We start from the raw sequence: 26,849 nt of genomic DNA on the forward strand, positions 1-26,849 counted from the left end.
AGCACAGATGACAGCGTGTCGTGTAGTAACAATTTGTAGTTTGCTGTTAATCAGTCCGCTTAGCCGTGCAGCACAACCGGCTTTACCGCTGTGGGAAGCTGGCTTGGCAGGCATTAATATCAACCAGTTGGCTTACCCGGGCTCTGATCAGATGGTACGGCGTAACTTTGTGCTGCCATATCTGATATACCGCGGCGAGATACTGCGGGCTGATCGCAGTAATGTGGGTTTGCGCGCGCTTAAAACCGACAGGTTGGAATTAGATATCGGCTTTGCCGGTGCGCTTGGCTCATCAGATGGCGATATCGCTGTACGTAATGGCATGGCTGATTTAGGCACCTTGATAGAGGTTGGGCCCAGATTACGCTGGACCTTAAGCGAAAACCTGTTCGGTGCCAGGCTAAGGGCAGATTTTCCGCTACGGGCCGTGTTTGATATTGAAGAACGGTTTAACTACAGCGGTTTTAGCTTTGAGCCTGGCCTGGTCAGCGACATAACAACGGACAGTGGCACCTTTTATTCGTTTAATATCAGTTCAGTGTTTGGCAGCGAAAAACTTAATGATTATTTTTATCAGGTGACGCCAGCCGATGTTACCGCACAACGGCCGCTGTTTGATGCCAAAGCCGGCTTAATTGCGCTGCGCACCGGCTTTACAGTGGGCAAAAAGTTTTCTGATAAATGGCGTGGCTTTGGCTTTGCCCGCTATGAATGGACCCAGCCGGCCAAAAACGCCGACAGCCCGCTGATGGTAGCAAACGGCGGCTGGTCTTTTGGCCTTGGCGCAACCTATATCTGGGCGCAATCTAACCAGACTGTAACAGACTAGCGCCGTATTTTACGGCACCAGCTGTTCACAATGACTATTTTATCCGCGGACATTATTAAAGTCGGCACTGCTGTGTCGCTCTGGCAGCTTGGGGCCATCACCCCAATTTCGGTTTACCATATACCCACGTTGCACCGCCGGGCGCTGGTCAAGCTGTTTGGCCCAGCGCAGCACATGCTTATAGCTGGCAACATCGAGAAATTCTGCCGCGTCGTACAAGCGGCCCAGCACCAGGCCACCATACCAGGGCCAGATCGCCATATCCGCAATGCTGTATTCGTCGCCGGCAACAAAGGCGTGTTTAGCCAGCTGTTTATCTAACACATCCAACTGGCGTTTGGTTTCCATCGCATAGCGGTTAATCGGGTACTCGTACTTTTCTGGTGCATAGGCATAAAAATGACCAAAGCCGCCGCCGACAAAGGGCGCGCTACCCATTTGCCAGAACAGCCAGTTTAACGCTTCAGTGCGCTTAGCAGGATCTGTGGGTAAAAAAGCACCGAACTTCTCTGCCAGGTACAACAAGATCGAACCCGACTCAAACACGCGGCTGCCGGTAGTGGTATCTAACAGCGCCGGAATTTTGGAATTGGGATTAATCTCCACAAAGCCACTGCCAAACTGGTCGCCATCTTTAATACTGATAAGCCAGGCATCGTACTCGGCATTGGTTTTGCCAAGCTCAAGTAACTCTTCCAGCATAATGGTCACTTTTACGCCGTTAGGCGTTGCCAGTGAATAAAGTTGTAGCGGTTGTTTGCCTTTTGGCAGTGCTTTTTCATGGGTCGCGCCCGATATTGGCCGGTTAATACTGGCAAACTGCCCGCCATTGGCAGCATCCCAGGTCCAGACTTTAGGCAGTATATACGGTGAACTCATGTTTGCTCCTATTACATTGCTGATAGCCGTTGCAAAAGCCTTACTACTACGCTGATATGGGTAAAACAGCGCAAAAATACAAGCCAAGCGGCTGATCCGGGTAGCGTTTTTACCACTAAGCCATAACAAATAAGCATAACGCATACTACGCCGCTGACATACACTGGGCCCATACCACACAAATTAACAGCTAAGTTTATGATTAAACGTTTAATATTACTCAAAGCCGCCCTGTTGCTTACCGCTTGCAGCACAGCTTTGCCGACCGCTAACACACCACAAAACATCAGCCAACCGGTAAATGTCAGTTACAGCAGCCTGGCAGCGCAGGCTCACTCTGACAGCAGCATGCAAATCGCTTATGGCCCCGGGCCTTTGCAGTTTGGCCGTTTGTATTTGCCGGCTCGGCACGCAGACCACATTACTGACCAAATTGATGCGAAAACCATGCTGCCGTTACTGATCTTTGTGCACGGCGGTTGCTGGTTAAACACTTACGATCTAACCCATGCCACCGCTTTTGCCCAAGCCATGGCAGCACAGGGCATTGCCGTCTGGTCGGTAGAATACCGCCGGGTGGGGGATGAAGGTGGCGGCTGGCCAGGTAGCCTGCAAGATGTAAAACAGGCCGTAAGCTTTGCATTTAATAACCTCAATGGTTATCCGCTGGACAAAAACCGTGTTGCCATAGCCGGCCATTCGGCCGGTGGACAGCTTGCGCTGTTAGCCGCTGCCAATACTAAGCAAGTGCCGGCAAAAGCCGTATTGGGTTTAGCGGCGATAACCGATTTAACCTTATACAGCGCCGGCAGCAACGGCTGTCAGCGTGCTACCGCAGGTTTTATTGGCGGCGACGCCACGCAGTTTCCTGGCCGCTACAAGCTGGCCAGCCCACAAGGCCAACCGTTAGTGGCTAACACACTGTTGCTACATGGCAGCAGCGATACTATAGTGCCGCTAAGTCAGGCTACACAGAGCGGCATTGCCTACAAAGTTGTCGAAGGTGCTGGCCATTTTGACTGGCTGCATCCACACACGGCGGCTTTTGCCACGGTGCTACAACAGTTACAGGAGCAGTTCGCCAAGTGACTCATGATGTTAAATTAACCTATGCCGCGCTGAAGCAGTGCGATCTGGACGATCCGCTTTTAGCCAAGCGGGCGGCCTTTCATTTGCCGGATAACACACTGTATCTGGATGGCAATTCGCTGGGCGCCATGCCGAAAATTGCTGCTGAACGCGCCGCAGAGGTGGTTAGCCAGCAATGGGGCGAGCACTTAATTACCAGTTGGAACCGCCACAACTGGATAGATTTGCCCTTTAGCGTGGGCGATAAAATCGGCCGTTTAATAGGCGCTGCACCGGGGCAAGTGGTGTGCTGCGACTCGACATCAGTAAACCTGTTTAAGGTGCTGTGTGCGGCGCTGTCGCTGCAACCCAAGCGCCACACGGTACTGTCTGTTAACGGCAATTTTCCTACCGATTTATATATGGTCGAAGGCTTGTCGCAAGTCACCGGTACACAGCGCTGCCAACTTAAATTGGTCGATGATGCGAAACTGGAAGCTGCGATTAATCAAGAGGTGGCGGTGTTACTGCTAACTCAGGTCGATTTTCGTAGCGGCCGGCTGTTTGATATGGCTAAGCTGACCCGGCTGGCACAAGACAAGGGCGCTCTGGTGATCTGGGATCTGGCTCACAGCGCCGGCGCCTTGCCCGTAGCGGTTGATGAGTGCAATGTCGACTTTGCCATAGGCTGTGGTTACAAATACTTTAACGGTGGCCCGGGCGCACCGGCCTTTATTTATGCCGCCAGGCGCCATCACAGCACAATTAGCCAGCCATTAACCGGCTGGATGGGACACAAAACCCCGTTTAGTTTTGATACTCGCTATGAAAAAGCCCCCGGCATTGCACAGTTTCTTACCGGCACACCAGCGGTGCTGTCAATGAGCGTGCTGGACGCGGCGCTTGAGGTGTTTGCTGATGTTGACATGCAGCAGCTGCGGCAAAAGTCACTGGCACTGAGTGACTGTTTTCAGCAGCTGCTAAGCCAGCATGAGTGTTTACGGGGGCTTGAGCGCATTACACCCTATAACGCAGACGAGCGAGGTAGCCAGCTGGCGTATCGCCATCCGGATGCGTATGCGCTGTGTCAGGCACTGATTAAGCAGGGCGTTATTGCTGATTTTCGGGCACCGGACATACTGCGGCTCGGTTTTACCCCGCTGTATTTACGCTATGTCGACATCTGGACCGCGGTTGAGATTCTGGCCGATGTGATGCGAAGCGGCGAGTATTTAAAAACCGAGTATCAGGTAAAGCACAAGGTGACCTGATTGCTGAACGTACGTTGGCTACCCAGCTTATCAGAGGTCACTGCAGCGCAGTGGGATGCGCTATTTACCACAGAGAGTGGTTATCCGTTTTGCCAGCACCGCTTTTTACTGGCACTGGAGCAGGGCGGCAGTGTTGATGGCCAAACCGGTTGGCACAGCCAACACCTGACACTCTGGCAGGACGATGCGCTGGTTGCCGCCGTGCCGGGCTATATAAAACAGCACTCTTATGGCGAGTATCTGTTCGACTGGCAAATTGCCGATGCGTATCGCCAGTTTGCGCTGCCATATTATCCAAAGTGGATTGCGGCCATACCTTTTACGCCTGCCACCGGGCCAAGGCTGGGTATGCTGCCAGCACTTGCAGCCGATACTGTCGCTTTTGACACCATTTTGACGCTGATCTGCGATACGTTAAAACAAGCGCTGGCCAAACGACAGTTTTACAGTGTGCAGTGGCTTTATGTTGGTCACGCGTTACATAAAAAGCTGCTACAACAGGGCTTTGTAGCCCGCCACGATGTGCAGTTTTTATGGCATAACAAAGCCTATCAGTGTTTTGACGATTACTTGGCAGGCCTTAATGCCCGTAAGCGTAAGCAGATAAGGCAGGAGCGCAGCGCAGTAAGCGGCATAAAACTGGTTACGTTTTTAGGCAGTGAGCTTAGCGCGCAGCACTGGCAGGCGATTATCCGCTGTTATCAGGCTACCTATGTAAAGCGCTCAGGCCATCACGGCTATATCAGTGGCGAGAGTTTCTATCAGTTGGGGCAAACCATGTCGCAGCAGCTGGTAGTATTTGCTGCGTTAAGTAGTGACGACAACATACAGGCGATGGCTTTGTGTTTTAAAAGCGAAGACACGTTATACGGCCGCTACTGGGGCGCCCTTGTCGATGCCGATAAACTGCACTTTGAGCTGTGTTATTACCAGGGTATTGAATACTGTATTAAGCAGGATCTTAAATACTTTGATGCCGGCGCTCAGGGCGAACATAAGTTAAAACGCGGCTTTGAACCTGTAACGCGTTACGGCAATTATCTGTTCGCCGACACGCCGCTAAGCCGCGCCATTGCGGATTATTTTCAGCAGGAAGCCAGGCAGCTAGCACTTTATCGCCAGCAGGCACAGCAAGCGTTACCGTTTAAACTTACTGGCGCCTAAACCAGAGCAAGCGATTATTTGCCGGCATACTGATGTCCTGCTGTAAAACAAACCTTTGCTGCTGCGCTAACAGCACAACCTGCTCACTATCACGAATACCCATTGCAGCATCGCGGCTTTTTAAACTGGTATCAAAAGCCTGATTACTACTACTGGTAAACCTGCCGTTGTAATTAAAAGGGCCGTAGATACACAAGGTTGCCTCTGCCGTACAAAAGTCGTTTAATCGTGCAAATAGCTGCTGCACCACCGGCCACGGCATAATATGCAGCGTATTAGCGCTAAAAATACCGTCGTATTGTTTAGATAACGACATAGTGTCGCGTATATCTAACGGCAAAGGCGGCGGCAGGTTAGTTAGCGCTGAACGGCGCACACGTTCCGCCAGGGTAGATAAATATTGAGGCTGGTCACTCGTTTGCCAAATTAGCTTGGGCAAGGCTGCCGCAAAATGCACCGCATGCTGCCCGGTGCCGCTACCAATTTCCAACACTTGAGTGCAATCGGCAAACGCTTGTTGCAGCACTGCTAAAATCGGGGCTTTGTTGTTTTCACAGGCTTGTGAAAAGGGTAGATCGTTATACATTCGCAATTACCTTAAAAACCGCGCTGTTTACTATAGGCAAACAGCTGCTGTGCCCAATGCCGATAGCCATCAGCCGACGGGTGAAAGCCATCCGCTGAGAGCATAGCGGCTGATACATTATTCGCGGTAGCAACATAGCAAGCCTTCGGCCAGCGTTGCAGCAAGCTTATCGCGCTGTGGTTTAATATTTTGGCGTTAAGCCCTAGCCAGTAATTAAGCGGAGCGGGCAGTGCACTAAAGTGCTGCATCGGCGGTATCGCACTAAATAATACCCGCGGCTGCCCGTTTTGCTGCTGTAACAGCTGTAGGCACCTGGCAAGCTGGCGGCGAAAACGGCGGGCAGAGCAAAGCGATGTGACATCGTTAACGCCAACAGACAACACCACCAGATCAAAACTCTGGCCGTTAAGTTTTGCCAATCGAGCAGCCAAAGCGGCGCTGTCCAGCCCGGTTTGTGCTTCCAGCCGCCACTGCACCTGGTATTGCGTGGCCAATAAACGCACCAACTGGCCGCTAAGCGCATCGTCTTGCTGTGTTACCCCCACACCGGCAGCGGCCGAATCGCCACAGATCAATACCCGCAGCGGCGCAAGCTGTGCATCGCCCGACACGCCAGCCCGCAGCCCAGCAGCCTCCGGCAAACGTAGAGCAAGTTTACGCACCCGCTTGCCTTGCCACAACAGCAGCGGCCAACAGAGCAGGGTGAGCAACCACCATTGTAAGGACAATAGATACACGGAGATATTAACCCAATGATCTGAATAACTTATGTGGCATTATAATAAAACTCGTCAGCTAATTAGCAACAGTTTCAAAGCTCAAGTAACCACGTGATAATTATTAATTTAACATAATTGAAATGATAGAAAGGGGCAAAAGCCCCTTTTTTAATGAAAATCAGGTTGAGAGGATACACATGACGAATACTACCTAAAACGCGAGTTAAAAAGACTAATAGAGATTAAAACGCATATTTCGGCCCAGTCTCCGCTCGTAAATTTTGTCGATAAACGAATAGAAGAAGAAGCTTTTGCGCTGGCATCTGGTATCAGAGTAACCCCCGAAGAAGCAAAGATGCTCAGAGAAATTTACTTAAAGGACTATGCCACCATTCGTCAGTTAAAACGCGTAGCGCAGTATCTCAGGCCAGTAAATGACAAGATTGCCATCGAGTTTGGCGGATTTGCTAAAAGTGAAGTGCTGTATTCATTTTGGGCATCCATGCTCTTACTAATAGTTGGCATGAGTGGGCTATTACCGCTACTAGCAAAACCGAGTTTGGTAAACTTTGTCTTTGCTATTACGACATTCGTAGCAGCAATTTTAGTTATCCGTTTTGTCGGTGCCGACTTTCAGAATTATAAAACGCTGCACTTTATTTGGCACAAGCTAAAGGCTGAAAACAAAATCGCAAATCCAGATGTCAGCATCAAAGTTAAGGGCGTCTACACACCAAATTATCTAGACGAGTATATGACGGATGGAGGTGAAAAAGAGGGATAGCGTGTAACGCCAAGGGATTAATCCTTTCGGGCAAATACTTAATTTAACATAATATACATTATAGGATATGATAATTACACGCCTAAGGCGCTAGGCTCGCTGTTCTGATTCAAACCGCCAAAAATAACAATTACGGCCAGTAATGCGGCTGTTGCTGACCGTCTAATCTTTTTTGCTAAATCGTGCCATACGGTTTTAGCTTCTTCTGTCTTTGCGGTTTCCTCTGCCAACTGCACCAAAACCCACTGCACATTTAAACCGCACTCATGTGCAATGAATAACGCTTGTTCTTCTGTTAGGTGCCTTTTTCCTGATTTTATCTCAGACACTATGCTTCTCGTGCTTTTCGGTAGCACTTCTAAAATCTCAGCATCCTTGCTGTAGCCCTTAGCTTTCTTTAACTCTGCAAGCATATCAGCACTGAACATTAAACACCCCTTGACAATTCGCAACTTTGCGAACTAATATTTTCCTGTTCGCAGATTTGCGAACGCTTGTTATCTAATCAAGTATAACTTAGGGCTGGCAGCATGGATATTAACGATTTAGGAAAACTTAAGGCGCATAAACAACCGTTTAGCGTTCGCATAGTCCGAGACATTAAGAGGGCCCGACGGGATTCTGAATTTTTTTCACAAAAAGTGATTCAACTATCTGTATTTTTTGAAATATTGAGATGAAAATCCAATGGTTCTATCGGTCTGTTGATGTCAATATTGTAATCTCCAAACCGGTTAATATACGACGTCCAATACGGAGCGAGACATCCCAGTAATTCGGGAGTAATTTCATGCCCTTCGGCTGTTAACTGCTTCAATACTTGCGTCATTTTTGCCGTGGTATACAGAATTACCATGTTGGCCACCAGCTGGTTATACTTGACGACTTTTTGCTGCTCATAGCGAATATTTTCGGCAATGATGCGCTCACCACCAAAGAACAACCATCTTTTATACTGGTGGAACTCTTCTGTTTTATTGGTTTCCGCGTGAATGGTCTGACGCATGACAGGATTATCAATGTAGTTCAGCAGAAATATGGTCCGTATGACTTTCCCCAGCTCCTTAAACGCAAAATACAGCTTATTCTTACGACTGTAAGTGCCTAATCGCTTCAATAGCGTTGAAGGAGTGATCCGCCCAAGTTTAATGGACACCATCACTCTGAGCATATCTGGCAGGTATTTTCGGATCAATTCAAAGTCGATGTTGCCGGTAAATAAGTCGTCTATATGTTGGTATTTGACTTGTTTATCAGGCCGGAAAAATTTCAAATCATGGATATTACGGATCCGGGGCATTAACTTAATACCGAGTAAGTGTGATAATCCAAATACAGTATAGCTTTGGGCATGGGTATCCCCATGAAGGGTGTCAGGCTGGATATCTGACTCATTTTTTTGCAGCGCGTCCAGGATATAGACACCCTCGTATGTGCCACAGGGAATGAAGTGGCTAAATAGCGCAATGTAAGTGTCTGACACGTGATAATAGCCTATACCGCCATAGCCACCATAGCGAATATGGTACTGGGACATCATGTTCTGCTCATACAATTCCCACTTCGTGCCATCGGCTGAAGCATGGCTACCGTCGCCCCAGAATTTTGGCAAATCAAATTGATTGTATGCATTAATCACTTTTGTTAATGCTTTATCCAGTTTGACTTCGCTAACCTGCTTAATGTTTAGCCAGGCGATTTGCCGCGGGCTTAACCCCTTAATAGAACGCGCGGTTTGTGTCGGACCCAGATTACAACCGTAACAAAATAAGGTGGCGATAAAACGGTATTGCGGATTGTCCAGCCGGCTTTTATTGCCAGAGTGCGGATAGACAATTTTATGAAGATCTAACCAGTGCTCGGTATCTGTCAGGATGTCAACGATGCTGGTGGTGTCCATTTTGTTACTGATCAGCTCCTTTAACGCTTCAACCTTATTATCCGGACGTTCCCGCTTGGTTTTTTTCAGGCTTAGCCGGCCCGACTTTATCGTGGCACTGTCATTACCGGGAAAGCGCTCGTCGACCCGCAGTGCGGTTTCAGTAAGCCGGGTTTTGAGTAACTCAATAAATTCATCCGGCTGGTTAACGGGCAGTTCGATTTCCTGGGCATAACGGTCAATCTCCTGCTCGTACTCCTCCACCGTGACGAATTCTTCCCGATGATCGTAGTACTCTTGTCCATGCAATACATGTACATCCCCCGAATCCAACTCCTGCTTAAGTAAGGTCCAGATAGCCAGTTCCAGATATTTGCGGTGGTATTTAACCTCCGAATCATCTCTACCTTGTGGAAGCTTTATCAGCTTGCTCCACTGTGCCGGAAACAACGGCGTTGGATCAGCGTCGCAGAACGACAACACCTGATGCGCCGGCACAAACTCTTTGTGGCTGTTCCGCAAGGAAAGCAACAAACGGAGCAACTGGATAGTACTGTCATCACTGGTTGCGCTCTGAAGTTGCAATACATCCAGACAGCGGTACATCAGCCCCCGTTTGATTCTGTAGGGGGTCAGTAAAAAGGGATAAAAGTTATTGCCGGAGTAAGCAAGATATTCGTCGCACCGGGCCAGTAATACATCGCTACTCGGATTAAGGGCATCACCCACGGCGCTCAGCCTATCCAATTCGGAGCCGTTCTGGTCATACGCGACCACCACGGCACGTAACGTTTGAATAAGCTGATTGACCTTTTTCTGCTGCTGCAGAATGTATTCTTCCAGATTTTTCTGAGCCAGGTTTTCCATCTGACGCAACATCCGGATCAGCATGTTGGTTACATCATCCAGCGCTTTACCTTTCTGGCCGCGGATCAGCAGTACAGCCAGAGCATAGCGCTTGGTGGGCTTTAGCTCACGCATTTCCTGTATATCTAAGGCCTGTGCTTCGGTCAGGAATTGCTTGAGTTTGACCGCGGGGATTTGCACCTCCGGCATGATGTCTGACAAGCTCAGCAGCCACCCGACATGCTGCAGATAAAAGTTGATCTCTTTAGCCCCCGGCTTTTTGGGTTCACGTTTAAGCTGTTGCCAGGCGCTGTAATTTTGCTCAGCATCCTTCTGCAACAGGGTATCAATGTGCTGCCTTGCCTCAGCACTGAGGCCTTCAACGATGGATTCAAAATAAGCCGTATTCACCTGATTGCGGATAAGCCTGGCGATCCGCTGCAGCTCAGAAAAGCCGGGCAGTTCAAAACAGAAGCGAACGAGCTCCTCAAGCATGACATTGATGATGTCGGCGACATTGTCCTTGGTCTGTGCTGCCTTTCTGGCAATATCCATCAGCCACGGTTGGTGTTCGTCTGTGTAACGCCGTACGCCTCTGGCATTGCGGATATCTTCCAACTGTTTAAACCGTGCCGCCGACTTGTTGTAGGTAGCCCATTCTGACTGTGACGGTAAGCTGTTTACCCCAGAGAACTTCATCAGATAACGGATCAGCGGTAGCGGAAAGTCTTTGGGAACAACAAAATATCCCATGCGCTGGAATAACTTCAGATGAATGAGAAAGCCGAGCCGGTGCAAGGGCTTGCGGTAGGCACTAGCCCAACTAAGCTCCAATTCTGTCGGCCGGTAATGCTTTTCAAGCAGCCTGGCGCTGTATTGTGAATCGAGTACCGGGTACGCGGTATCCTGATAGCCACTCTGCATCCGTTGCACACTCCCTATTAATCCCAATAACGTCCAGTCGCCGGCTCCGTCAGGGTTATCTCAATCATGCATTGATGATCCTGAGCCATGTGATACAGCGTGGCCAGTAAATCATCAATGCGTTCATCCAGTTGCGCTTCATCCTGTGTGGCCAGTGTCAATCGGTAACGATGGTTCGTTTCGTCAATACACTCTGCCTGTAAGGGTTTGAGACAGAAACGGTCTATTTTCTGGCGGACTTTGACCGGATCACGGCTATTTTTATGATACCGCTGCAGGCTATAGTGAAGTTCCAGCTCATGGGTCGCCATGAGTGCGCTTATAGATTGCAGCTCGACTACTTCAACACTCTGTAAGAAGGGATCCGGACTATCGATATAGCGCATCGCGGAATTCAGATCTTTCCATCCCACGTACTCCATTAATGCTTTTAGGGACCAACCACTCTGGCCAGCCCAGGTCGCAAAACCGCGACGTAAAGAATGTGCACTGTAATGGTCCGCATCAATGAGCCCGGCCTGGGAGAAGATCTGACGTAGCAGCGGAATAATGCTTTTGGCCGCCAACGCAGTTTGACTTACATGGCCCCAGCGGCTAATGCCACGAAACACCGGCCCCTGGCTTAACCCGGAGATCTCCAGATACCGCTCCAGTGCGCGCACCGGACATAAACGTGCCAACGCAGGCAGACGGTATATTTCCCCTCTGTTCGATCGGTCGGCCTTGCTTCGGCGAAGATAGATCTGCATGCCTTCGTTTGTAGCCAGCGAAATGTGCTCTACCTCCATCCGACACAGCTCGTCTCCCCGAAATCCGCGCCAAAAACCAACCAGAACTAATGCCCGGTCCCGACACGTCCGCAGCAGCAATGGCTGATCATTAACCCGGATGGCCAAGGCCTCACTTGCGTCTAACGAATGACTGATTTGAGCGAGCGTATCCAGTTGCAAAGGTTTAGCCTGTTTTTCCCTGGCCGGATGTAATTCGCGGATCCCTTTTAGTACTTTTCTGACCATCGGGGATTTCGTCGGATCGGCAAACCCCTGTTGCCGGTGCCAGGCAGATAACCCGGAAAGGCGCTGTTTGAGGGTATTAAACGACAAAGTAACGGCATACTTCGCCAGGTAGCGGCAGATCTCCGTACTGGTGGTCGGCAGTACTCCACCAAACTGGGTTTCAAAATGCTCCACAGCAGCCTGATAGCTACGTCGGGTATTGTCCCGTGTCGCAGCCTGTAAATACTGATCCAGGGTATTCACTGCACCTACGTTTATATTTGATTGTTTTTTATACGGTGTACTGTACAGCGTTGCTAATGAGTTTCGCAAGTATACCTGATCCAAAGGGCTGAATTACGTACCCTGAAAAACCAGATTTAACCTGGCTCAGCGCTTAACAAGTAATAAACTATAATTATTACTTGCTATTAATGTCGAAAATTTGACTAATGTTATTTTTTATATAGTATGTATATACATATTACGTATTAGTACGAAATGAGATTGATATGGCCAGAACCGGTATCACCAAAGACGACGTAAAAGACGCCAGACAACGGCTCATAGACGCAGGTCACTCCGTGACGCTCGATTCGCTTCGCGTTGAATTGGGCAATACTGGCTCGCGTTCAACCATTCAACGCTGGCTACGGGAGCTGGAAGAGGATGACTCGACGCTGTTGCATGACGAACAGCTATTGACGGATACCCTTCGGGCAACCGTCGTCCAATTAGCCCGAAGGTTGCAAGAAGAAGCGATGGCTCAGCTCGAGCAAACCAAAGCTGCTCATCAGGCCGCACAGGCCAATTGGCAGGAAATCTCTGATCGGCTGCGGACACAAGTTCAGGATCTGACTGAGCAGACCAAACGATTGCAGCATCAACTTTCAGAGACTGAACAAAAAAATACGCAACTACTCACTTCTCACCAGCAAGACACGCTGAAAATCACGGCCTTAACCGGCGATAATGCGCATCTTAAAAGCTTACTCAGCACGAAAGAGCAGCACATTGCTTCGTTGGAAGAAAAGCATCAACATGCCAGGAAAGCGTTAGAGCACTATCGTGATTCAGTACAGACGCAACGCGAACAAGAACTCCAGCGGCATGAACATCAGATCCAACAATTACAGGCTGAACTGAGAATAAGTCAACAAACTATCAGTGTGAAACAGCAAGAATGCACTTCCCAGAAAGAGCAGACGCTACAGTTATCCGCAGAGCTTCACCAAGCCCGGCAGTCTGTCAAAATAGTTGAGCAACAGTTAGCTATGTTGCAGGACAACCGTCAACAGGTCGAGCAGCAACTTTACCGCAAAGACGTAGAGCTTGCGACGCTGCAAAAGGAGTTAGGCCAACTCCAAGAACAATGCGCTGCGGCGTTGGCTCAGGTGGCGGGTTTGCAGCAAAAAGAACAAGCCTGGCTGCAGGAAAGAGCCGCGTTATCCGCTTCGCTCAGTACCCAGCAGCAACTCTGGCAGACATTCTCTACCATCAACGCCATGTCGACGCCGACCCAATATATCAAAGGCGAAGACGTGATTGTGGTCGATGCTGATCTTGACTAATCCCCCCAATCAATCCGGATCAACCAGAGGCGTTGCCCCCGGTTGCTACATTGAACTGAACCTGCTCCCATCTCATATTCAGTTCAATGTAGCAACCTGGTTAACACTGGCAGTGTGTTGTTTAAACTGAATTTGCCATAGGTCGTTGCAAACGCTGGGCGACTTTGTCCCAGTTTATATTGAGAAAAAATGCATCAATATATTTACTTGCAGCAGCGCCAAAATCCATATGGTAGGAGTGTTCATACATATCCATGACCAGCAATGGTATGGTTCCCACCGGATAATGCGCGTGATCACCCATCCAATAATTTTCCAGCTTGTTGAAATGGGTGTTGTACGCTAAAACAACCCAGCCGGCCCCCCCAGCTAAACCCTGGGCAATCTTTCTAAATTCGGTTTCCCAGCGATCAAAGGTGCCGAATTGTTTGGCAATTGCAGAGCGTAGTTCGCCATCCGCTTGGCCATTTCCACCCAAATTATCAAAGTATAACTCGTGCAAAATGACTGAGCCTGTACGGATCAAGTGCTCCCGCTTGAGATCATTGTAGAGAAACGCCGGCGTGTCGGTGTTTGCAAGTGCCTGGCTCAATTTATCATTCACTGCATTTAGGGTTTTCACCGATCCGCTGTAATTATTCGCCCAATGTGATTCTATCAAATTGGCAGACAGGCCTTTTAATTTGCCCGCATCAAAAGGCAGCGGTTTGGGCTTAATTTCTGGGTTCATCCAATTTTCTCCTACACTCGTGTTAGCTGTTTTAACGATTGCGTCGGCATTTACAGGTGAGCTCAATAGTAAGCTCCCGGCCGCGGCAGCACTGGCAATCAGGAAATCACGTCTGTTTTGATCAAGGTCATTCACTGGTTTTTTCTCCATTTAAATGGTTAGTCAACATTAAGTAGATTGACACCCGGTTTAAGCAAGCCCCGACAATGTAAGCGCAAGCCCGACGAGTGCACAGGCGCTGATAACTTTCATTACATTCATGTTGTAACGAAATAATGCGATGCCCGCTGCGACAGCAATGACGGCAGATATCCATTCAAACTGCCCATCAAACCCTTCTGGCCACAAAATGTGGTAACCAAAAAATAGAGCCAGATTTAAAATAACGCCTACCACCGCTGCAGTGATCGCCGTCAATGGCGCGGTGAAATTCAGATCATTGTGTGTCGTTTCAATAAAGGGCGCGCCGGCGAAGATAAAAATGAAGGCCGGTAAGAACGTAAACCACGTGACAATAGTCGCGGCAACGGCGCCGGCGACAAAAATCATGTCGGGGCCAAATACGGCATTGGCATATCCTCCGACAAAACCAACGAACGCCACGACCATAATAAGCGGCCCCGGCGTGGTTTCACCCAGAGCGAGTCCATCAATCATTTGTGTCGGGGTGAGCCAGCCATACTGACCGACTGCTCCCTGATAGACGTAGGGCAATACCGCATAGGCTCCGCCAAAAGTGACCAAGGCGGCTTTGGTAAAGAACCATGCCATTTGCGTAAAGGTGTGTTCCCAGCCCCAAACTGCCCAAAGCGCAAGCATAGGCATTACCCACAGGACGATACCGGCAATCAAAATCATACTGAAACGCGACCAGCGGAAAATGGCGTGTTTGGGTGTGGGGGTATTATCGTCGAGTAACGCCGTTCCGAACGATTTCCCTGAGTCGCCATGCCCGCCGTTACTGTTAAAATAGTCAGGTAAATACCGGCCGCCCAGATAACCGGTGAGCGCTGCCGCAATAACGATATAAGGAAAAGGCACGCTAAGTGCGAATATCGCTACAAATGCTGCAGCGGCAATCACCCACATCATGTTATTTTTCAATGCTCGGGAGCCGATCCGGTGTGTGGCATGCACAACTATGGCCGTTACAGCCGGTTTGATACCATAAAACAAACCGGCTACCCAACTCACATCACCATAGGCAAGATACACCCACGAAAGCGCGATCAGAATGAAGAGAGACGGTAATACAAACAGTACACCCGCCACAATCCCCCCCCAGGTGCGGTGCATTAGCCAACCAATGTACGTGGCGAGTTGTTGCGCTTCAGGGCCCGGCAATACCATGCAGTAATTGAGCGCATGCAGAAATCGTTTTTCACTGATCCAACGTCTGCGCTCTACCAACTCCTGATGCATGATAGCAATTTGGCCTGCCGGGCCGCCAAAACTTATAAAGCCGAGTTTTAGCCAGAACAGAAAAGCCTGCCAAAAACTGACAGGGGCAGGCGTTTGAACTTGTTGATGGGACGTTAATTCTGTAATGTTGCTCATGGTGTCTCCTTTTCACTAAAAGCAGCAAATAGCGCGTCGAAAACACTATTGGCACTTGAGATGAGTTGATCATCGTCACTAATGCTGTTTCGCAATCCCCACAAGATCTGCTCCAGTCCACTTGCTTCACTTGGCTGGGCACCACCTACGTCCAGAAAATGTACCAAGGCTCCCAAACGATCCAAGCCAGGATTATTTAAACCAAAACTTTCAAGCAGGACTTCAAAAGTGACTTTTCCGTTGATATGAGTAAAACTGGCCCCATCGAAATCAAATCCCAAGGCATCTGCGGGGCAATCTTCCGGTGCAACCAGCCAAATAAAGCGGGCATCGCTATCGATAAAACGTTGGATCAACCACGCGCTGGCCAGGCGATCTACCCATGGTCTCTGACGGGTTGCCCATAAGCGGCTGCGATACAGATTGATCTCCAACTGTGTGATCTGCCCTGTACGTTCATGAGGTTCGTTGGGTGATAACTGGCGGTTGAGTTGGAGCTCGAGATCTTGTATCGCTTGCTGCGCTTGCGCTTGCGCTTCGCCGGGAAAGAAATCAATTGCTGCGATAGCCGTGAAGTTTTTACGCAGTTTGCGCAGCTGCCGTGTCGCTTCTTGTAACGAGCTGACTGACAATTCTTTTATCGGCTGTAGTTCCAGCAAAAGGAGGGCATAGGCTTCGCTACGGTTAAACATGCCACTAAACTGTCCTGCATCTTCCGTGTCAAACAAGAGTACATAAGCAGAGCCTTTACTTATTTCGATTTCTTGTGCCAAACCATCAAATAATTGCTGGTGCTTTTGCCGTTGGGGAAGTAGATAAACACCATCGCGTAATACTGCCGCACCCGCAGATTTAAGGGTTCGCCACACCCGCATCCGCGCTGTCGCGTTTAAGGTAGGTAGTGATAAAATAAGTAGTATCCACTTCATATTATGTAGAGCTGTTTACAGAAATATGATTGAAGTCTATGACAATTACCTGAAGATGTACAGGAAAAGGCCAAAACTGTATGGTAAGTTTAACGGCTGGCTTGATCTTGAGAATGCTGCTGAGTTCCGGGCAAGGAGGTGGGGAAAGTGTTGCAGTATTCTCACCGGGGAAACCTGCAGCTTGAATATTGTTAAGTAATGAACACGCGGCAGTTATTCCATCAATACATCACAACACTAAAAACTGCTCAACCAAATTGGTGTTAAAATTTACCCCACACGCTGGTAGCTGAGTCACCGCTATCTTCAGGCGGTCATCACAAAAAAGCGTTTTACATCCTTCCAATGCAGATTTAAAAATGAACTTATCAGCCAGCTTGCGCTCATCAAAAACCAGTTTCTCTAACTCAGCCTCATGAGTAACACACTCAGCCAAAGACTCTGCGCCTAACGCCAAACAATTAAATAGCAACCAATCTTTATCTTTTAAATCAATAGGTAAAAACTCACCATGAGCAGATAACTCTGAGGATAACGACTTATAAGCCAATGGACTCAACAGCAAGAAACTCCCCCAAAGCGAAACATCACTGGGTTCAGTTTTACTCTTGTATTTTTTATTGAAACCACAGCTGGGCTTCACCCATCTGTCCGCAATGCTCACATTGGAGTTTGACAGCCGTCTCACCAACTTGAAGTCTTTATCGCCAAGCATGTCGGCCATGCTCAGCACATCAAAATCGATAATCTCGTGCGTGTTTTTAGGCGCTTCAATTCGGAATATCATGAACTACCTCCGGGCGTCGCACTATCCACTGAAAAAACACCATGCCTTAATTGAACCCGCAGGCCAGATAATCCAGCTTATCTGTGACCATAGACGTGTTGTCTTTTATGTCGCCGGGCTTTGTTGACGGTTATCGCTAGAAAATGCCGGCCAGATCCTCAACAAACGCTACACCAGTAAAGTTGTGCTTTTCATAGGCGGCTTTAAAGCAATCCGTTACGAAAAGGCCATGAGTACCATACATCTCTGATTTAAAAACAGTCTTGCCTGCCAATGATGACGGCTCAAATGCCAATGTCTCAACCCCACACTCAAACCCGTCTTCATAGTGACGTACAGTTTTCGAGATATCTTCTTTTACAAACTGCATCGGCACAAAAATATACATCTGCATATAGCCAACCTGCAGGGCTAAAAACTCTCCGGCATCACCCAGTATGGCTTTAAACGCGTTATAAGCCTCTTCCGATAACAGCAAGTATGAACCCCAGAAGGACACATCCGGTACTGGCAGTCCTTGCTTGTATTCCGAAGCCAGCTCACACCTGCTCGGTGTCCATTTTTCCAGTAAACTTTCGTTGGTTCTGGGTTGGCGCCTTACTAACGATAAATCGTCATCACCAAGGATGTCAGCGAACTGAAACAAATCCAAATCCGGGACTTCATAAGCGTTTTCGATGGGCTTTAGCCGATATACTGTTGTTGTCTTTACCATTAATTCATTTTCCATCAGCCGGCTTTCCTCTGAAGAATATCAGCCGGGTGAGTACCTGAGCGAAGTTCACGTTTTACGGTTTGTAACCGTGACAAGAATACACGCTCAGGCAGATTATCGTTTGAAAACTTTGACGCAATCCAAGTTTCATAATTGTAGGTATGAATTGGCCTGTGTGCCGGTGATTCAGGCGTGGCCCAGTCATCAGCAGTATTCTTCGCAAAATTACGCAGCCAGATACCATTTAACGGGTCATTAATACCGATCCCAAATGCATGCAGATTCAGGCGACTTCTGATAATCAACTCTTTGCGATGTTTACCTGAGCCCGGGATGATATGGTGAGCCTCATGGATTGGTGTTGGTTTCGGCTCACCTACGGCAAGTAAGTTTCTGGCCAACATCTTTGTTGGATGATGGTTTTCGGTTGCCAGTTCACGGATAGTCTTCGACTCGCTAGATTTGCGATAAGCCGTGAGATTTTCCTGGTACATAATGTGCGCAGCAATTTTTCGGCGCTCCAAACGCAAGTGTTGCCAGTCTTTATCACGCTTAGCTATGCGCTCAGCTTTTTGCTTTGCTGTCTCGTTAACTGGAGCCTGGCTGTTTCTGCCGTTATGAAATTCACTGGCTTTAAGCTCGTATTGATAAATAATCATATCAAGCGGGGATGGATTCAGTGGTCTTTCCGGTTTTGGAAAGCTGAAGTATTGGATAGGCGTGTTCGTTTTCATCCTGACGTTCTCTCCCTCATATACCAGCAATTGCCGGTATTCTAATTTTAGACGGCTGCCATATCAATCATTTGTAAATTTATTCTTTACGTATATTTCACTTATTTCGGCAAGTCATGGATAATAGGCACTTTCCAGTGCTGCCGGCTGGCAGGTTTTGAATAAACGGACGATTGGTGATGGACGATGTAATAACCGATACACAGTGTTATGTAGTGGCCACCAACGTCAGAAAGTTTGCCATGCTGCAGGAATCAGCGTTAGAGCTGATTATGCAAATTGATGAACCGGTCGGTCTGTATGGCAAGCCCTTGGCAGACAACTGGGCTCCGCCTGAGGTGACGTGGTTTTATAACCCGACTGAACGGATCAGGCCGCTACCCGACATTGCCGCCTTCGGTTCAACAGCTTTCGCTGCGTCAGCTGATACTTGCGAAAAGCTGCGGCCGTATATAAACGAGTACGTAGAGCTCCTGCCTATTCATGTGGATGGTTGGCGCTGGTACATCATTCATGTCCTGGCCCGGGAGGACGTATATAATGAACACGCGTCGAAGAGATTTATCCGGCGCGATGGCACGCCGAGCAGAATGTTTGAAAAATTAGTATTGGATGGCCACCGGGCAAAAGATGGCGTGTTATTCCGCGTTGAAGGCCTTGGCCTGGGAATTTTCTCGACCGATAAACCAAGTTCATTCAAAGATATCATTGAGCAGTTTAAGCTTACAGGTCTGAAGTTCCAGGAGCTGGAATAACCCTGAGTCATCAGGTGACTTATACATGGTCGCTAATATGTCAGTGAATTTATTTCGGCATGCCGAAATTCGATTATGGCCTTAAAAGAAACACCCGTATATTTGATTTAAAATAGAAGTTGGCGTACCATTCGCCGTGTAGATTAAGTACGTTCACATACAGCGTTGTTAGTAATCAGCGCTGCGGAAAGACCGCCATACCAAGGCGGTTTTTTATTGTCACTGCTTTATGAAAGTGGCTAAGTACTTTGCAGCCCTATCGTATGGGCTAAGCCGTTGCTCTGCAATTTGCCCGGTGATCCTATGACCTGTCTGGGCCCAGCCCCAAACTGTGTTGCTGTTAATACAAGCTAACAGTAATAGTACGCTGCTGAAATACTTTATTAAATCCTCTGTGGCGTTACAGCCAACCTTTACGTTTAAAGAACCAATAAGGCGCGAAACCGGAAATTAGCATCAACCCCAGCGCCCAAGGATACCCCAGCAACCACTTCAGCTCAGGCATATAGTCAAAGTTCATGCCGTAGGCACTGGCCACCAGTGTTGGTGGCAGAAATACGACGGCAGCAATAGAAAAGGTTTTAATGATTTGGTTTTGCTGAATGTTAATAAAGCCCTGGGTTGAATCCATTAAGAAATTAATTTTGTCGAACAAAAAGGTGGTGTGCGACATCAGTGTTTCAACGTCGCGCATAATTTCGCGCAACGTTTCATCGTGTGCCGGCCGGCCTTTCAGGTTGCGCAGCAAAAAAGAAATATCGCGTTGAGTGTCCATTAGACAGAGGCGAATTTTACCGTTACTGTCTTCCAGTCGTGCCAGTTTGCTGATCGCCTGATAGAGTTCAGAGTCTTTTTCTTCCAGTACCAGATGGCTGACCTGTTCAAGCTGATGATGAATATCCTCCAGCGTATCGGCATGGTTCTCGACTTTTTGCTCCAGCATGGTCACCAGCAATTCTGCCGGATCAGCGCAACTGACCTGACCGCGACGGGCGCGCAGTCGTAGCAGGCGAAAGTCGGCGATATCGCCCTCACGGATGGTTATTAAACGCACGGGCTGTAAGATACAAGCCACCGTGACAGTGCTGTGGCGGCCTTCTTGAGGCGATAAAAACAATGAATGTACGTGGATACCGGCCTGGTCAACAAAACAACGCGCAGAGGCTTCAATTTCCTCGACGTCATCTGACTCGGGCAGCTCAACGCTGAGCAAGGTGCTGAGTAACTCGCGCTCCTGCTCGGTGGGTTCGTGGGCGTCTATCCAGTGAGCTTTACGCACCTGTTCCAGCGTAGGGGGATCAGAACTGGCGGTCTCGCGGATAATGCTTTGTTCAATGCTAAATAACCGGATCATAGTACCTCCGATAATAAACGGCTTTGTTGCCATGCCGGGCTGGCGTGTTCAACTAAGATGCCGTTTTTCTCCACAATAAACAGTACCGCTAAATTCTGCGCAGTGGCAATTGCCATGCCTTGCTCATAGCCGCAACAGAGTAGTGCAGTAGACCAGGCATCAGCCTGCGTAGCATTATCATGCACTAAGGTGACAGATACTGTGTCATGTAAAACCGGCTTGCCGGTGCGGGCATCCAGAATATGGCTAAAACGTTGACCATCGGCAGTAAAATAGTGGCGGTAGGTGCCGGATGTCATCACGGCAGCACGTTTTGTTGTACTCATTTGTAAGATTTTATGGAGTTGCTGACTGCCCGGCAGAGGCCGCTCTATCGCGATACGCCACGCTGAGCCATCAGGCTTATGGCCCTGTGTTAATAGCTCACCACCAATTTCTGCCATAAAATGTTGAATACCGTTGTTTTGCAATATCACACTTAAGCGCTCAACGGTATAACCTTGCGCGATTGACGAGACATCGACTGTTAAGTCCGTTACCCCCTTTGCGGCTTTATCCGGTGCTGTTGTGCCAAGATGACGCATGCCGGTACTAAGCAGCGCAGTATTGATTTGCTCCGCTGAGGGTTGATTGAACTGGTTAGCCCTAAAGCCCCATAAGTCGAATAATGGTTTAACCGTCAGGTCATAGCAGCCTTGTGAGGCATGGCTAATCAACCTGGCCTGCTCTATTAACTGCACTAACTCACTGCCAACCGTCTGATAGGTGTTGATTTGCTGTTGGTTAAACTGGCTAATCACCGAATCGTCGCGGTAATTTGACATCAGTTTGTCAATCCTGGCAAATTCTGCATCAATTTGCTGTTTTACCTTGCCGGTATCGGCGTCGTTGTTGCTCCAGTAACTAATATGCCAGGTGGTACCCTGCGCCTCGCCACTGAGTTTCACCAGCTGAGGGGCTTGATGACAACTGGCCAGCAAAGGAAACAGCAAAAACAGGATGGCTAAACGAAAAAGGTGCATAGCTTACCTCAATAAAAACCAATAAATTGCTGCAGCCAGCAGGAGCCGGTAAATCACATAAGGCCACATACCAAAGCGGTTTAACCAGGCCAGAAAAAAATGAATGGCCGCCAGCGCAGTAACAAAGGCAGAGGCACTGCCGATGGCAAATACCCACCAGTCGATACTGGCGGCATCAGTGCTAATCACTTCCAGCAATTTAACGCTGGCGGCTAAAAAGGTGATCGGTATCGCCAGTAAAAATGAGAAGCGCGAAGCGGCTTGCCGGGTTAAACCCAGCAGCAAGCCTGCTGTGATGGTTGCACCAGAGCGTGACGTGCCGGGGATCAGAGAAACGGCCTGGGCTAACCCCACCAGCAGCGCGTCCTTCAGTGTCAATGTTGACAAATCGCGTTCAGCCTTAGCCGTAACATCGGCAAAACCGAGCAATATACCAAATACTAAAGTAGTAACAAAAATAACGGCTACCGAGCGCAGGTGGGTATCAATTAAATCCAATAGTAGTAAACCAGCGATACAGGCCGGAATAGTGCCGAGCACAACAGCAAGCGCCAGGGGGCTTTGTCCGACATGTTGTCGCTTTGACAGTGCAGTCAGGCTATCTGTTGTTAAGCTGAACACATCACGGCGAAAGTACAACAACACTGCCAACAGAGTGCCAAGATGCACGGCTAAATCAAATGCCAGTCCCTGATCGATCTGACCTGTAACCAGAGGTGCCAGAATAAGATGGGCAGAGCTGGAAATCGGCAAAAACTCGGTAATACCCTGTAAAATGCCAAGAAAAATAGCGTAAAGTGTACTCATGTCGCGTTAAAGTTCCGTATTATCAGCAAGCTGTATCGGCAAAAATCACAGCAGTTTAACATAAACGCCGTTTTTAGGTTCAAGGGGGCTAAAATGTTTTCGCATGTACTGGCATTGTCTGTTGGTGCCGCTATCGGTGCAACAATGCGCCGGCGGGATTAGGTTTGTAAGCCGCTACACCTACGCCTATCAACGACACCAGCATTGATAAGTAACGACGCTTGCTCATCAGTAATACGAGCTCGGGCAGGGTGACACACCAGGCAGTTGCCTTGCGGGTGGTCTTCGATGGATATTCTATCGGCATTACTTAAGTCAACATCAAGCGTGACTGAATCCAAAACCAAGCCGGTACTTCCAATCGTCAGTTCTTTTACGGTCATGTATTCTCCAGTTGAGGGGTATTCATATCAAGAATAACCGACTATACACAGTCCAAAATCGTTTTGAAACCAACTTCGGATAATGGCGACTTGTATCTTTTAAAGTCTGATTTAAGATTGGATTAGCAGTATGAATGCCTATATTAATCAGCTGGATAATATACTTTTTGTGAAAAAAATTCAGAATCCCGTCGGACCCTCCTTTTGGCTCATTTGCCAGCGAGCCTTTAACCTGCCCTGACGGTGGAATCCCTTTGCCTGCTGTTGGTGGCTGTGGGCAATCAGCTCTTGAATCATCTTGCAAACTCGAAAGTATTACCCCCCAAGGCGGCATTACAGGCACAAACCAATTTAACAGCCTTGCATCTTATAAAAATGCCTTGACCGCTACAGATATGACCGCAGACCCCCCAGCCTGTGCTTTTGGCACCACCAACAAAATTACTAAAATTGTAAACACTGACAATTTAAACCCTCAGTGTCCAGCTGGCATGGTCACAGGCGAAATAAAATCACAAGTTGTTTCTCTTGTACAAACCAAAGAAGTCACATCTACTAGGCGTGTCGGTGATGGTACTGTAGCCACCGGCCCACAATGCACCTTTACCGAAACTGTTACACCTACTGTTTACAACGTTACAGCTACCCTGCGTTGGTCATTATCAGGCGAAGTTGAATGCCCTCAGGATTTCCCAATAGGCCCCGTTTGGTATGATGACGGCCAGTTGATGGGGAACTATTGCTATTACACTCCAGAACCACCTAAGCCACCCTGCGATTGCTCCGACTTAACCGGCTCTAACCCACAGGGTATAAACTACTTTTACGCAGCTAATGGCACATATAGCCAGGCTAACCCGCCTAACTGCATCAGCCGCGATGATAACGAAGACGGCGACATACCAAGCTGTAATTGCAAGCTGATAGCCACTAAATGGGCTAGTTCTGACGTTAATATTAACGGCACTATTTACCAGCGCTGGCAACCTATACCTGACCAGAACGGCGTTACCGGTGTTTTCACTGGCGGCCAGTGTGACGAAAGCGAAAAAGACACGCCACCAGACACACCCGAAAAGTGCTACCAGCTTGGCAACGGCCAGAATTTCTGCCTTGAAGACCCTAACCAAAAATGCGCAAAAATCAACGGCATAATGACTTGCGAAGCCGGCTGCGGAACTGTTAACGGTGAGTTCTTTTGCTTTGAAAATGACGCCCCTGAGGAGCCGTTACCAGACCCTGACGACAATATTACCGACCCAGACACGCCGTTAAACAATATGATTAAAAGCGATTTTAAAGATGTTCTTGGTGGTACCGAAAGCCGCCTAGATATACTCGCCCGATTAATGTCTGACATTAAAACTAACACAAGTAAGGGTGACAGCAATTTGGCTGCAAAGCAGGACGCAACCAACCGCCTGTTGAAAGAAATATCCGACAAGTTGGACGAACAAGGCGACGATGAACCGCCGACAAATCCGCAGCCAACTTATAACACCGACAAACTAGAGGATTTTGTAAGTCCTAATGATTGGGCTGAAAAAGACTTTAGAACGGTTGCTCTAGCATTCAAAGATCGCTTGCTTGAAGCGCCCGTTATGCAGGCCGTCCAAGGCTTCTTTGATGTTGCACTTTCTGCCAGCTGTCCAACGTGGCAAACCACAGTAGACATGCCTTTTGGCGGCTCCTTTAATATCAACATCGACCAACTTTGCAGCGACACAATGAACAATATCTGGCCTGCTATCAGGTCGATTATTGTGCTTATTTTCAGTTTTTTAGCGTTTAGGGTGGCATTTACAAATGAATAGCATAAAAGAATGGTTTACAGAGCTTTGGCAAGGTTTTATAGATTGGGTTCAAGACATTGCAATACTTATACTCACGTTTTTTAAAGACCTGATGCTATGGTGCTTCGAAATGGCGCTTGATGTTACAGCATTCCTTTTTGAACAACTTTCACCACCTGAATTTGCTGCCGTTGGTCTTCAGGGTTTGTTCAATGCTCTACCCGACTCCGTTATTTACTTTCTCGGCCAGTCTGGTTTGTCTGAAGGCTTATCTATACTTGGCGGCGCTTATGTATTCCGCTTAATGCGCAAGCTATTTACTTTCGGCATTTGGTAACTTTTAAGGTGATTTATGATAATTTTCCATGAAGGCTTGCCCCGCTCCGGCAAAAGCTATGAAGCCACTAAAGAACACATTGTTCCCGCACTAAAAAAAGGCCGTAAAGTATTCGCTAGGATAAACGGCCTTAACTACGAAAAAATTGCTGAATTAGCTGAAATCACTCTTGAGCAGTGCAACCAGTTGCTTGTTCACATTACAGAAGAACAGGTGCCAACCATTTACCAGCATGTTGAAAATGACGCCTTAGTCATTATTGACGAACTGCAAAACTTCTTCCCTGCTGGCCGTACAAAGTTAAGCCCTGAGATAACGCAATTTGTCACTGAACACGGTCACAGGGGGTTAGACATCATCACAATGGGGCAGTCACTTGCTGACTGCAATAACCTCTGGCGTAGGCGTACACAGCGCAAAATTCAGTTTTTAAAGCTGGATATGGTCGGCAAGGAAAATAGCTACAAATGGACAGCCTTTCAAGGCTCGCTTGATGGCAAAGGCGAGATAACATTTACTAAGATAAACTCAGGCGTTAAGAAGTATGACCCTGCCTATTTCGGCGCCTATTTGTCACACCAGCCCGACACGGAAAACAAAGATAACCTGCAAGACGACAGGCTAAATATACTCAAAACCGGCGGCATTAAATACGGCGTACCGGCAGCGATATTCGTTGGCCTGTATGCGGTTTACCACTTATACAACTTTTTTCAGACGCCACAGCAGCCAGAAGCGCCACAGCAAGCAAATATACAGCAAACCAATACTAACCCACAGCAAGCACCTAAAAACGAACTACAGACCCGCACAGAAGCTCCACGCCCTAAAAGCTGGGATTTTGTGCAGGCTAATTCTGAACGCTATAACCCAAAGCTGACTTACTTAGCCAGTTACGCAACATACATTCAGGATTTTCTTGTTATCTGGGAAGATCCACAGGGGCGCATTATTGACCAGTTGTATATGAACGACTTCAAGCAGTTGGGTTATAGCTTTGTTATTAAAGGTTCTGGCATTGAGGCCATAAAGGGTGACGTTAAGCTGTGGTTTCGTTTTATGCCCACCACCGAATCATTTGGCAGGGTGCCTGAACAGACAAAAGAAAACTTAAGCGCTTCGCTTTAATCCACCGCCTGAGCTTGCTCAGCCGGTGGATTATGCGACAGCGCTTTTCTATGGCCGCAGGCCATGCAGTGAGCACAGCGCGGAGCGATGCGCGCAACGGTCAACCGAAAGCCATCGGCTTTCCCTCTGCCAAACCAGCCGCCTTTTAAGGCGGCTTTTCTTTTGCTGTAAGCCTTAAAAAAACAACTTATCTATGCTTGTACCTGAATCGGTACGATTTGCGGAGGGTGGACGACAGTAATAGTCCACTCTTGTCTCATTTTGACCCATTTTTGCCAGTTTTAGCGCTTTTTCTGTTCCTGA

Annotated in this window: 26 protein-coding genes; 10 read left to right on the plus strand and 16 right to left on the minus strand. The window is 48.3% G+C overall.

All coding sequences use genetic code 11. The annotated features are described in order from the left end of the window. The first annotated feature begins 7 nt into the window (after window positions 1–7). A complete protein-coding gene (locus RNAN_RS10430) occupies window positions 8–829 on the plus strand; it encodes a MipA/OmpV family protein (protein WP_008221533.1) in 822 nt (273 codons plus the stop codon). Between the two features lie 39 nt (window positions 830–868). Here the strand turns inward: RNAN_RS10430 and yghU are convergent, their stop codons facing one another. Next, entirely contained in the window at window positions 869–1,708 is an 840-nt protein-coding gene (yghU, locus tag RNAN_RS10435) for a glutathione-dependent disulfide-bond oxidoreductase (protein ID WP_040552012.1), read from the minus strand. A 198-nt stretch (window positions 1,709–1,906) separates the two neighbouring features. Between yghU and RNAN_RS10440 the strand changes: the two genes are divergently transcribed. From RNAN_RS10440 to RNAN_RS10450, 3 genes are read left to right on the plus strand one after another with little or no spacing between them, the layout of a single operon-like run. After that, on the plus strand, window positions 1,907–2,797 hold the full coding sequence (locus RNAN_RS10440; protein ID WP_008221536.1) for an alpha/beta hydrolase: 891 nt from the start codon (window positions 1,907–1,909) through the stop codon (window positions 2,795–2,797). Next, window positions 2,794–4,047, plus strand: a complete 1,254-nt coding sequence (kynU, locus tag RNAN_RS10445; protein ID WP_008221538.1) for a kynureninase — start codon at window positions 2,794–2,796, stop codon at window positions 4,045–4,047. The genes RNAN_RS10440 and kynU overlap by 4 nt, the downstream gene beginning before the upstream one ends. Then, window positions 4,048–5,211 carry a GNAT family N-acetyltransferase gene (locus tag RNAN_RS10450; RefSeq protein ID WP_008221540.1) on the plus strand — a complete coding sequence of 388 codons (1,164 nt, stop codon included), beginning with the start codon at window positions 4,048–4,050 and terminating at the stop codon, window positions 5,209–5,211. Here the strand turns inward: RNAN_RS10450 and RNAN_RS10455 are convergent. Continuing rightward, window positions 5,198–5,797, minus strand: coding sequence for a DUF938 domain-containing protein (locus tag RNAN_RS10455; RefSeq protein ID WP_008221542.1), 600 nt, complete (start codon window positions 5,795–5,797; stop codon window positions 5,198–5,200). The two genes, RNAN_RS10450 and RNAN_RS10455, sit on opposite strands and share 14 nt — an antisense overlap. A gap of 11 nt (window positions 5,798–5,808) precedes the next feature. Beyond that, complete coding sequence (locus RNAN_RS10460) at window positions 5,809–6,459, minus strand: SGNH/GDSL hydrolase family protein (protein ID WP_237739910.1); 651 nt, start codon at window positions 6,457–6,459, stop codon at window positions 5,809–5,811. A 412-nt stretch (window positions 6,460–6,871) separates the two neighbouring features. Between RNAN_RS10460 and RNAN_RS10465 the strand changes: the two genes are divergently transcribed. Further along, window positions 6,872–7,300, plus strand: a complete 429-nt coding sequence (locus RNAN_RS10465; protein ID WP_008221547.1) for a hypothetical protein — start codon at window positions 6,872–6,874, stop codon at window positions 7,298–7,300. A 74-nt stretch (window positions 7,301–7,374) separates the two neighbouring features. Here RNAN_RS10465 and RNAN_RS10470 read toward each other — a convergent pair whose 3' ends face one another. The 3 genes from RNAN_RS10470 to RNAN_RS10480 form a co-directional block, all read right to left on the minus strand. Further along, window positions 7,375–7,728, minus strand: a complete 354-nt coding sequence (locus RNAN_RS10470) for a DUF3693 domain-containing protein (protein WP_008221550.1) — start codon at window positions 7,726–7,728, stop codon at window positions 7,375–7,377. Between the two features lie 218 nt (window positions 7,729–7,946). Beyond that, window positions 7,947–10,949, minus strand: coding sequence for a Tn3 family transposase (locus RNAN_RS10475; RefSeq protein ID WP_008221552.1), 3,003 nt, complete (start codon window positions 10,947–10,949; stop codon window positions 7,947–7,949). Window positions 10,950–10,966: 17 nt separating this feature from the next. After that, complete coding sequence (locus RNAN_RS10480) at window positions 10,967–12,208, minus strand: site-specific integrase (RefSeq protein ID WP_040552002.1); 1,242 nt, start codon at window positions 12,206–12,208, stop codon at window positions 10,967–10,969. A gap of 248 nt (window positions 12,209–12,456) precedes the next feature. Between RNAN_RS10480 and RNAN_RS10485 the strand changes: the two genes are divergently transcribed. Beyond that, window positions 12,457–13,515 (plus strand): DNA-binding protein, encoded by a 1,059-nt coding sequence (locus RNAN_RS10485; protein WP_081502289.1) that lies wholly within the window; start codon window positions 12,457–12,459, stop codon window positions 13,513–13,515. A gap of 121 nt (window positions 13,516–13,636) precedes the next feature. Here the strand turns inward: RNAN_RS10485 and RNAN_RS10490 are convergent, their stop codons facing one another. The 6 genes from RNAN_RS10490 to RNAN_RS10515 all read right to left on the minus strand — a co-directional run bounded on the left by RNAN_RS10490 (window position 13,637) and on the right by RNAN_RS10515 (window position 18,967). After that, the gene (locus tag RNAN_RS10490; protein ID WP_040552019.1) at window positions 13,637–14,380 is read right to left on the minus strand and encodes a superoxide dismutase; all 744 of its coding nucleotides are present in this window, start codon (window positions 14,378–14,380) and stop codon (window positions 13,637–13,639) included. Window positions 14,381–14,434: 54 nt separating this feature from the next. Then, window positions 14,435–15,802 (minus strand): chromate efflux transporter, encoded by a 1,368-nt coding sequence (chrA, locus tag RNAN_RS10495; protein WP_008221558.1) that lies wholly within the window; start codon window positions 15,800–15,802, stop codon window positions 14,435–14,437. Then, on the minus strand, window positions 15,799–16,731 hold the full coding sequence (locus tag RNAN_RS10500) for a chromate resistance protein ChrB domain-containing protein (RefSeq protein ID WP_040291277.1): 933 nt from the start codon (window positions 16,729–16,731) through the stop codon (window positions 15,799–15,801). The genes chrA and RNAN_RS10500 overlap by 4 nt, the downstream gene beginning before the upstream one ends. Before the next feature lie 229 nt (window positions 16,732–16,960). Then, window positions 16,961–17,518 (minus strand): hypothetical protein, encoded by a 558-nt coding sequence (locus RNAN_RS18705; RefSeq protein ID WP_008221562.1) that lies wholly within the window; start codon window positions 17,516–17,518, stop codon window positions 16,961–16,963. Window positions 17,519–17,654: 136 nt separating this feature from the next. Next, window positions 17,655–18,248, minus strand: coding sequence for a hypothetical protein (locus RNAN_RS10510; RefSeq protein ID WP_008221565.1), 594 nt, complete (start codon window positions 18,246–18,248; stop codon window positions 17,655–17,657). Next, a complete protein-coding gene (locus RNAN_RS10515; protein WP_008221566.1) occupies window positions 18,248–18,967 on the minus strand; it encodes an AHH domain-containing protein in 720 nt (239 codons plus the stop codon). The genes RNAN_RS10510 and RNAN_RS10515 overlap by 1 nt, the downstream gene beginning before the upstream one ends. A gap of 179 nt (window positions 18,968–19,146) precedes the next feature. Here RNAN_RS10515 and RNAN_RS10520 point away from each other — a divergent pair, with 179 nt between their 5' ends. Beyond that, window positions 19,147–19,722, plus strand: a complete 576-nt coding sequence (locus RNAN_RS10520) for a hypothetical protein (RefSeq protein ID WP_008221568.1) — start codon at window positions 19,147–19,149, stop codon at window positions 19,720–19,722. Between the two features lie 400 nt (window positions 19,723–20,122). On the opposite strand, the gene corA is transcribed toward RNAN_RS10520, so the two are convergent. The 4 genes from corA to RNAN_RS19125 form a co-directional block, all read right to left on the minus strand. Further along, window positions 20,123–21,076, minus strand: coding sequence for a magnesium/cobalt transporter CorA (corA, locus tag RNAN_RS10525; RefSeq protein WP_008221569.1), 954 nt, complete (start codon window positions 21,074–21,076; stop codon window positions 20,123–20,125). Beyond that, window positions 21,073–22,098, minus strand: a complete 1,026-nt coding sequence (locus RNAN_RS10530) for an FAD:protein FMN transferase (RefSeq protein ID WP_008221571.1) — start codon at window positions 22,096–22,098, stop codon at window positions 21,073–21,075. The genes corA and RNAN_RS10530 overlap by 4 nt, the downstream gene beginning before the upstream one ends. Window positions 22,099–22,101: 3 nt before the next feature. After that, entirely contained in the window at window positions 22,102–22,905 is an 804-nt protein-coding gene (locus RNAN_RS10535; protein ID WP_008221572.1) for an undecaprenyl-diphosphate phosphatase, read from the minus strand. Between the two features lie 158 nt (window positions 22,906–23,063). Next, a complete protein-coding gene (locus RNAN_RS19125; protein ID WP_148275707.1) occupies window positions 23,064–23,288 on the minus strand; it encodes a hypothetical protein in 225 nt (74 codons plus the stop codon). Window positions 23,289–23,542: 254 nt separating this feature from the next. On the opposite strand from RNAN_RS19125, the gene RNAN_RS10540 reads away from it, so the two are divergent. From RNAN_RS10540 to RNAN_RS18715, 3 genes are read left to right on the plus strand one after another with little or no spacing between them, the layout of a single operon-like run. Next, the gene (locus tag RNAN_RS10540) at window positions 23,543–25,102 is read left to right on the plus strand and encodes a hypothetical protein (RefSeq protein ID WP_008221573.1); all 1,560 of its coding nucleotides are present in this window, start codon (window positions 23,543–23,545) and stop codon (window positions 25,100–25,102) included. After that, on the plus strand, window positions 25,095–25,418 hold the full coding sequence (locus tag RNAN_RS18710; protein ID WP_052027285.1) for a DUF2523 family protein: 324 nt from the start codon (window positions 25,095–25,097) through the stop codon (window positions 25,416–25,418). The genes RNAN_RS10540 and RNAN_RS18710 overlap by 8 nt, the downstream gene beginning before the upstream one ends. Window positions 25,419–25,433: 15 nt before the next feature. Continuing rightward, window positions 25,434–26,546 carry a zonular occludens toxin family protein gene (locus RNAN_RS18715; RefSeq protein ID WP_008221575.1) on the plus strand — a complete coding sequence of 371 codons (1,113 nt, stop codon included), beginning with the start codon at window positions 25,434–25,436 and terminating at the stop codon, window positions 26,544–26,546. The last annotated feature ends 303 nt before the right edge of the window (window positions 26,547–26,849 follow it).

Source organism: Rheinheimera nanhaiensis E407-8 (assembly GCF_000296695.1).
GTDB classification, from domain to species: domain Bacteria; phylum Pseudomonadota; class Gammaproteobacteria; order Enterobacterales; family Alteromonadaceae; genus Alishewanella; species Alishewanella nanhaiensis.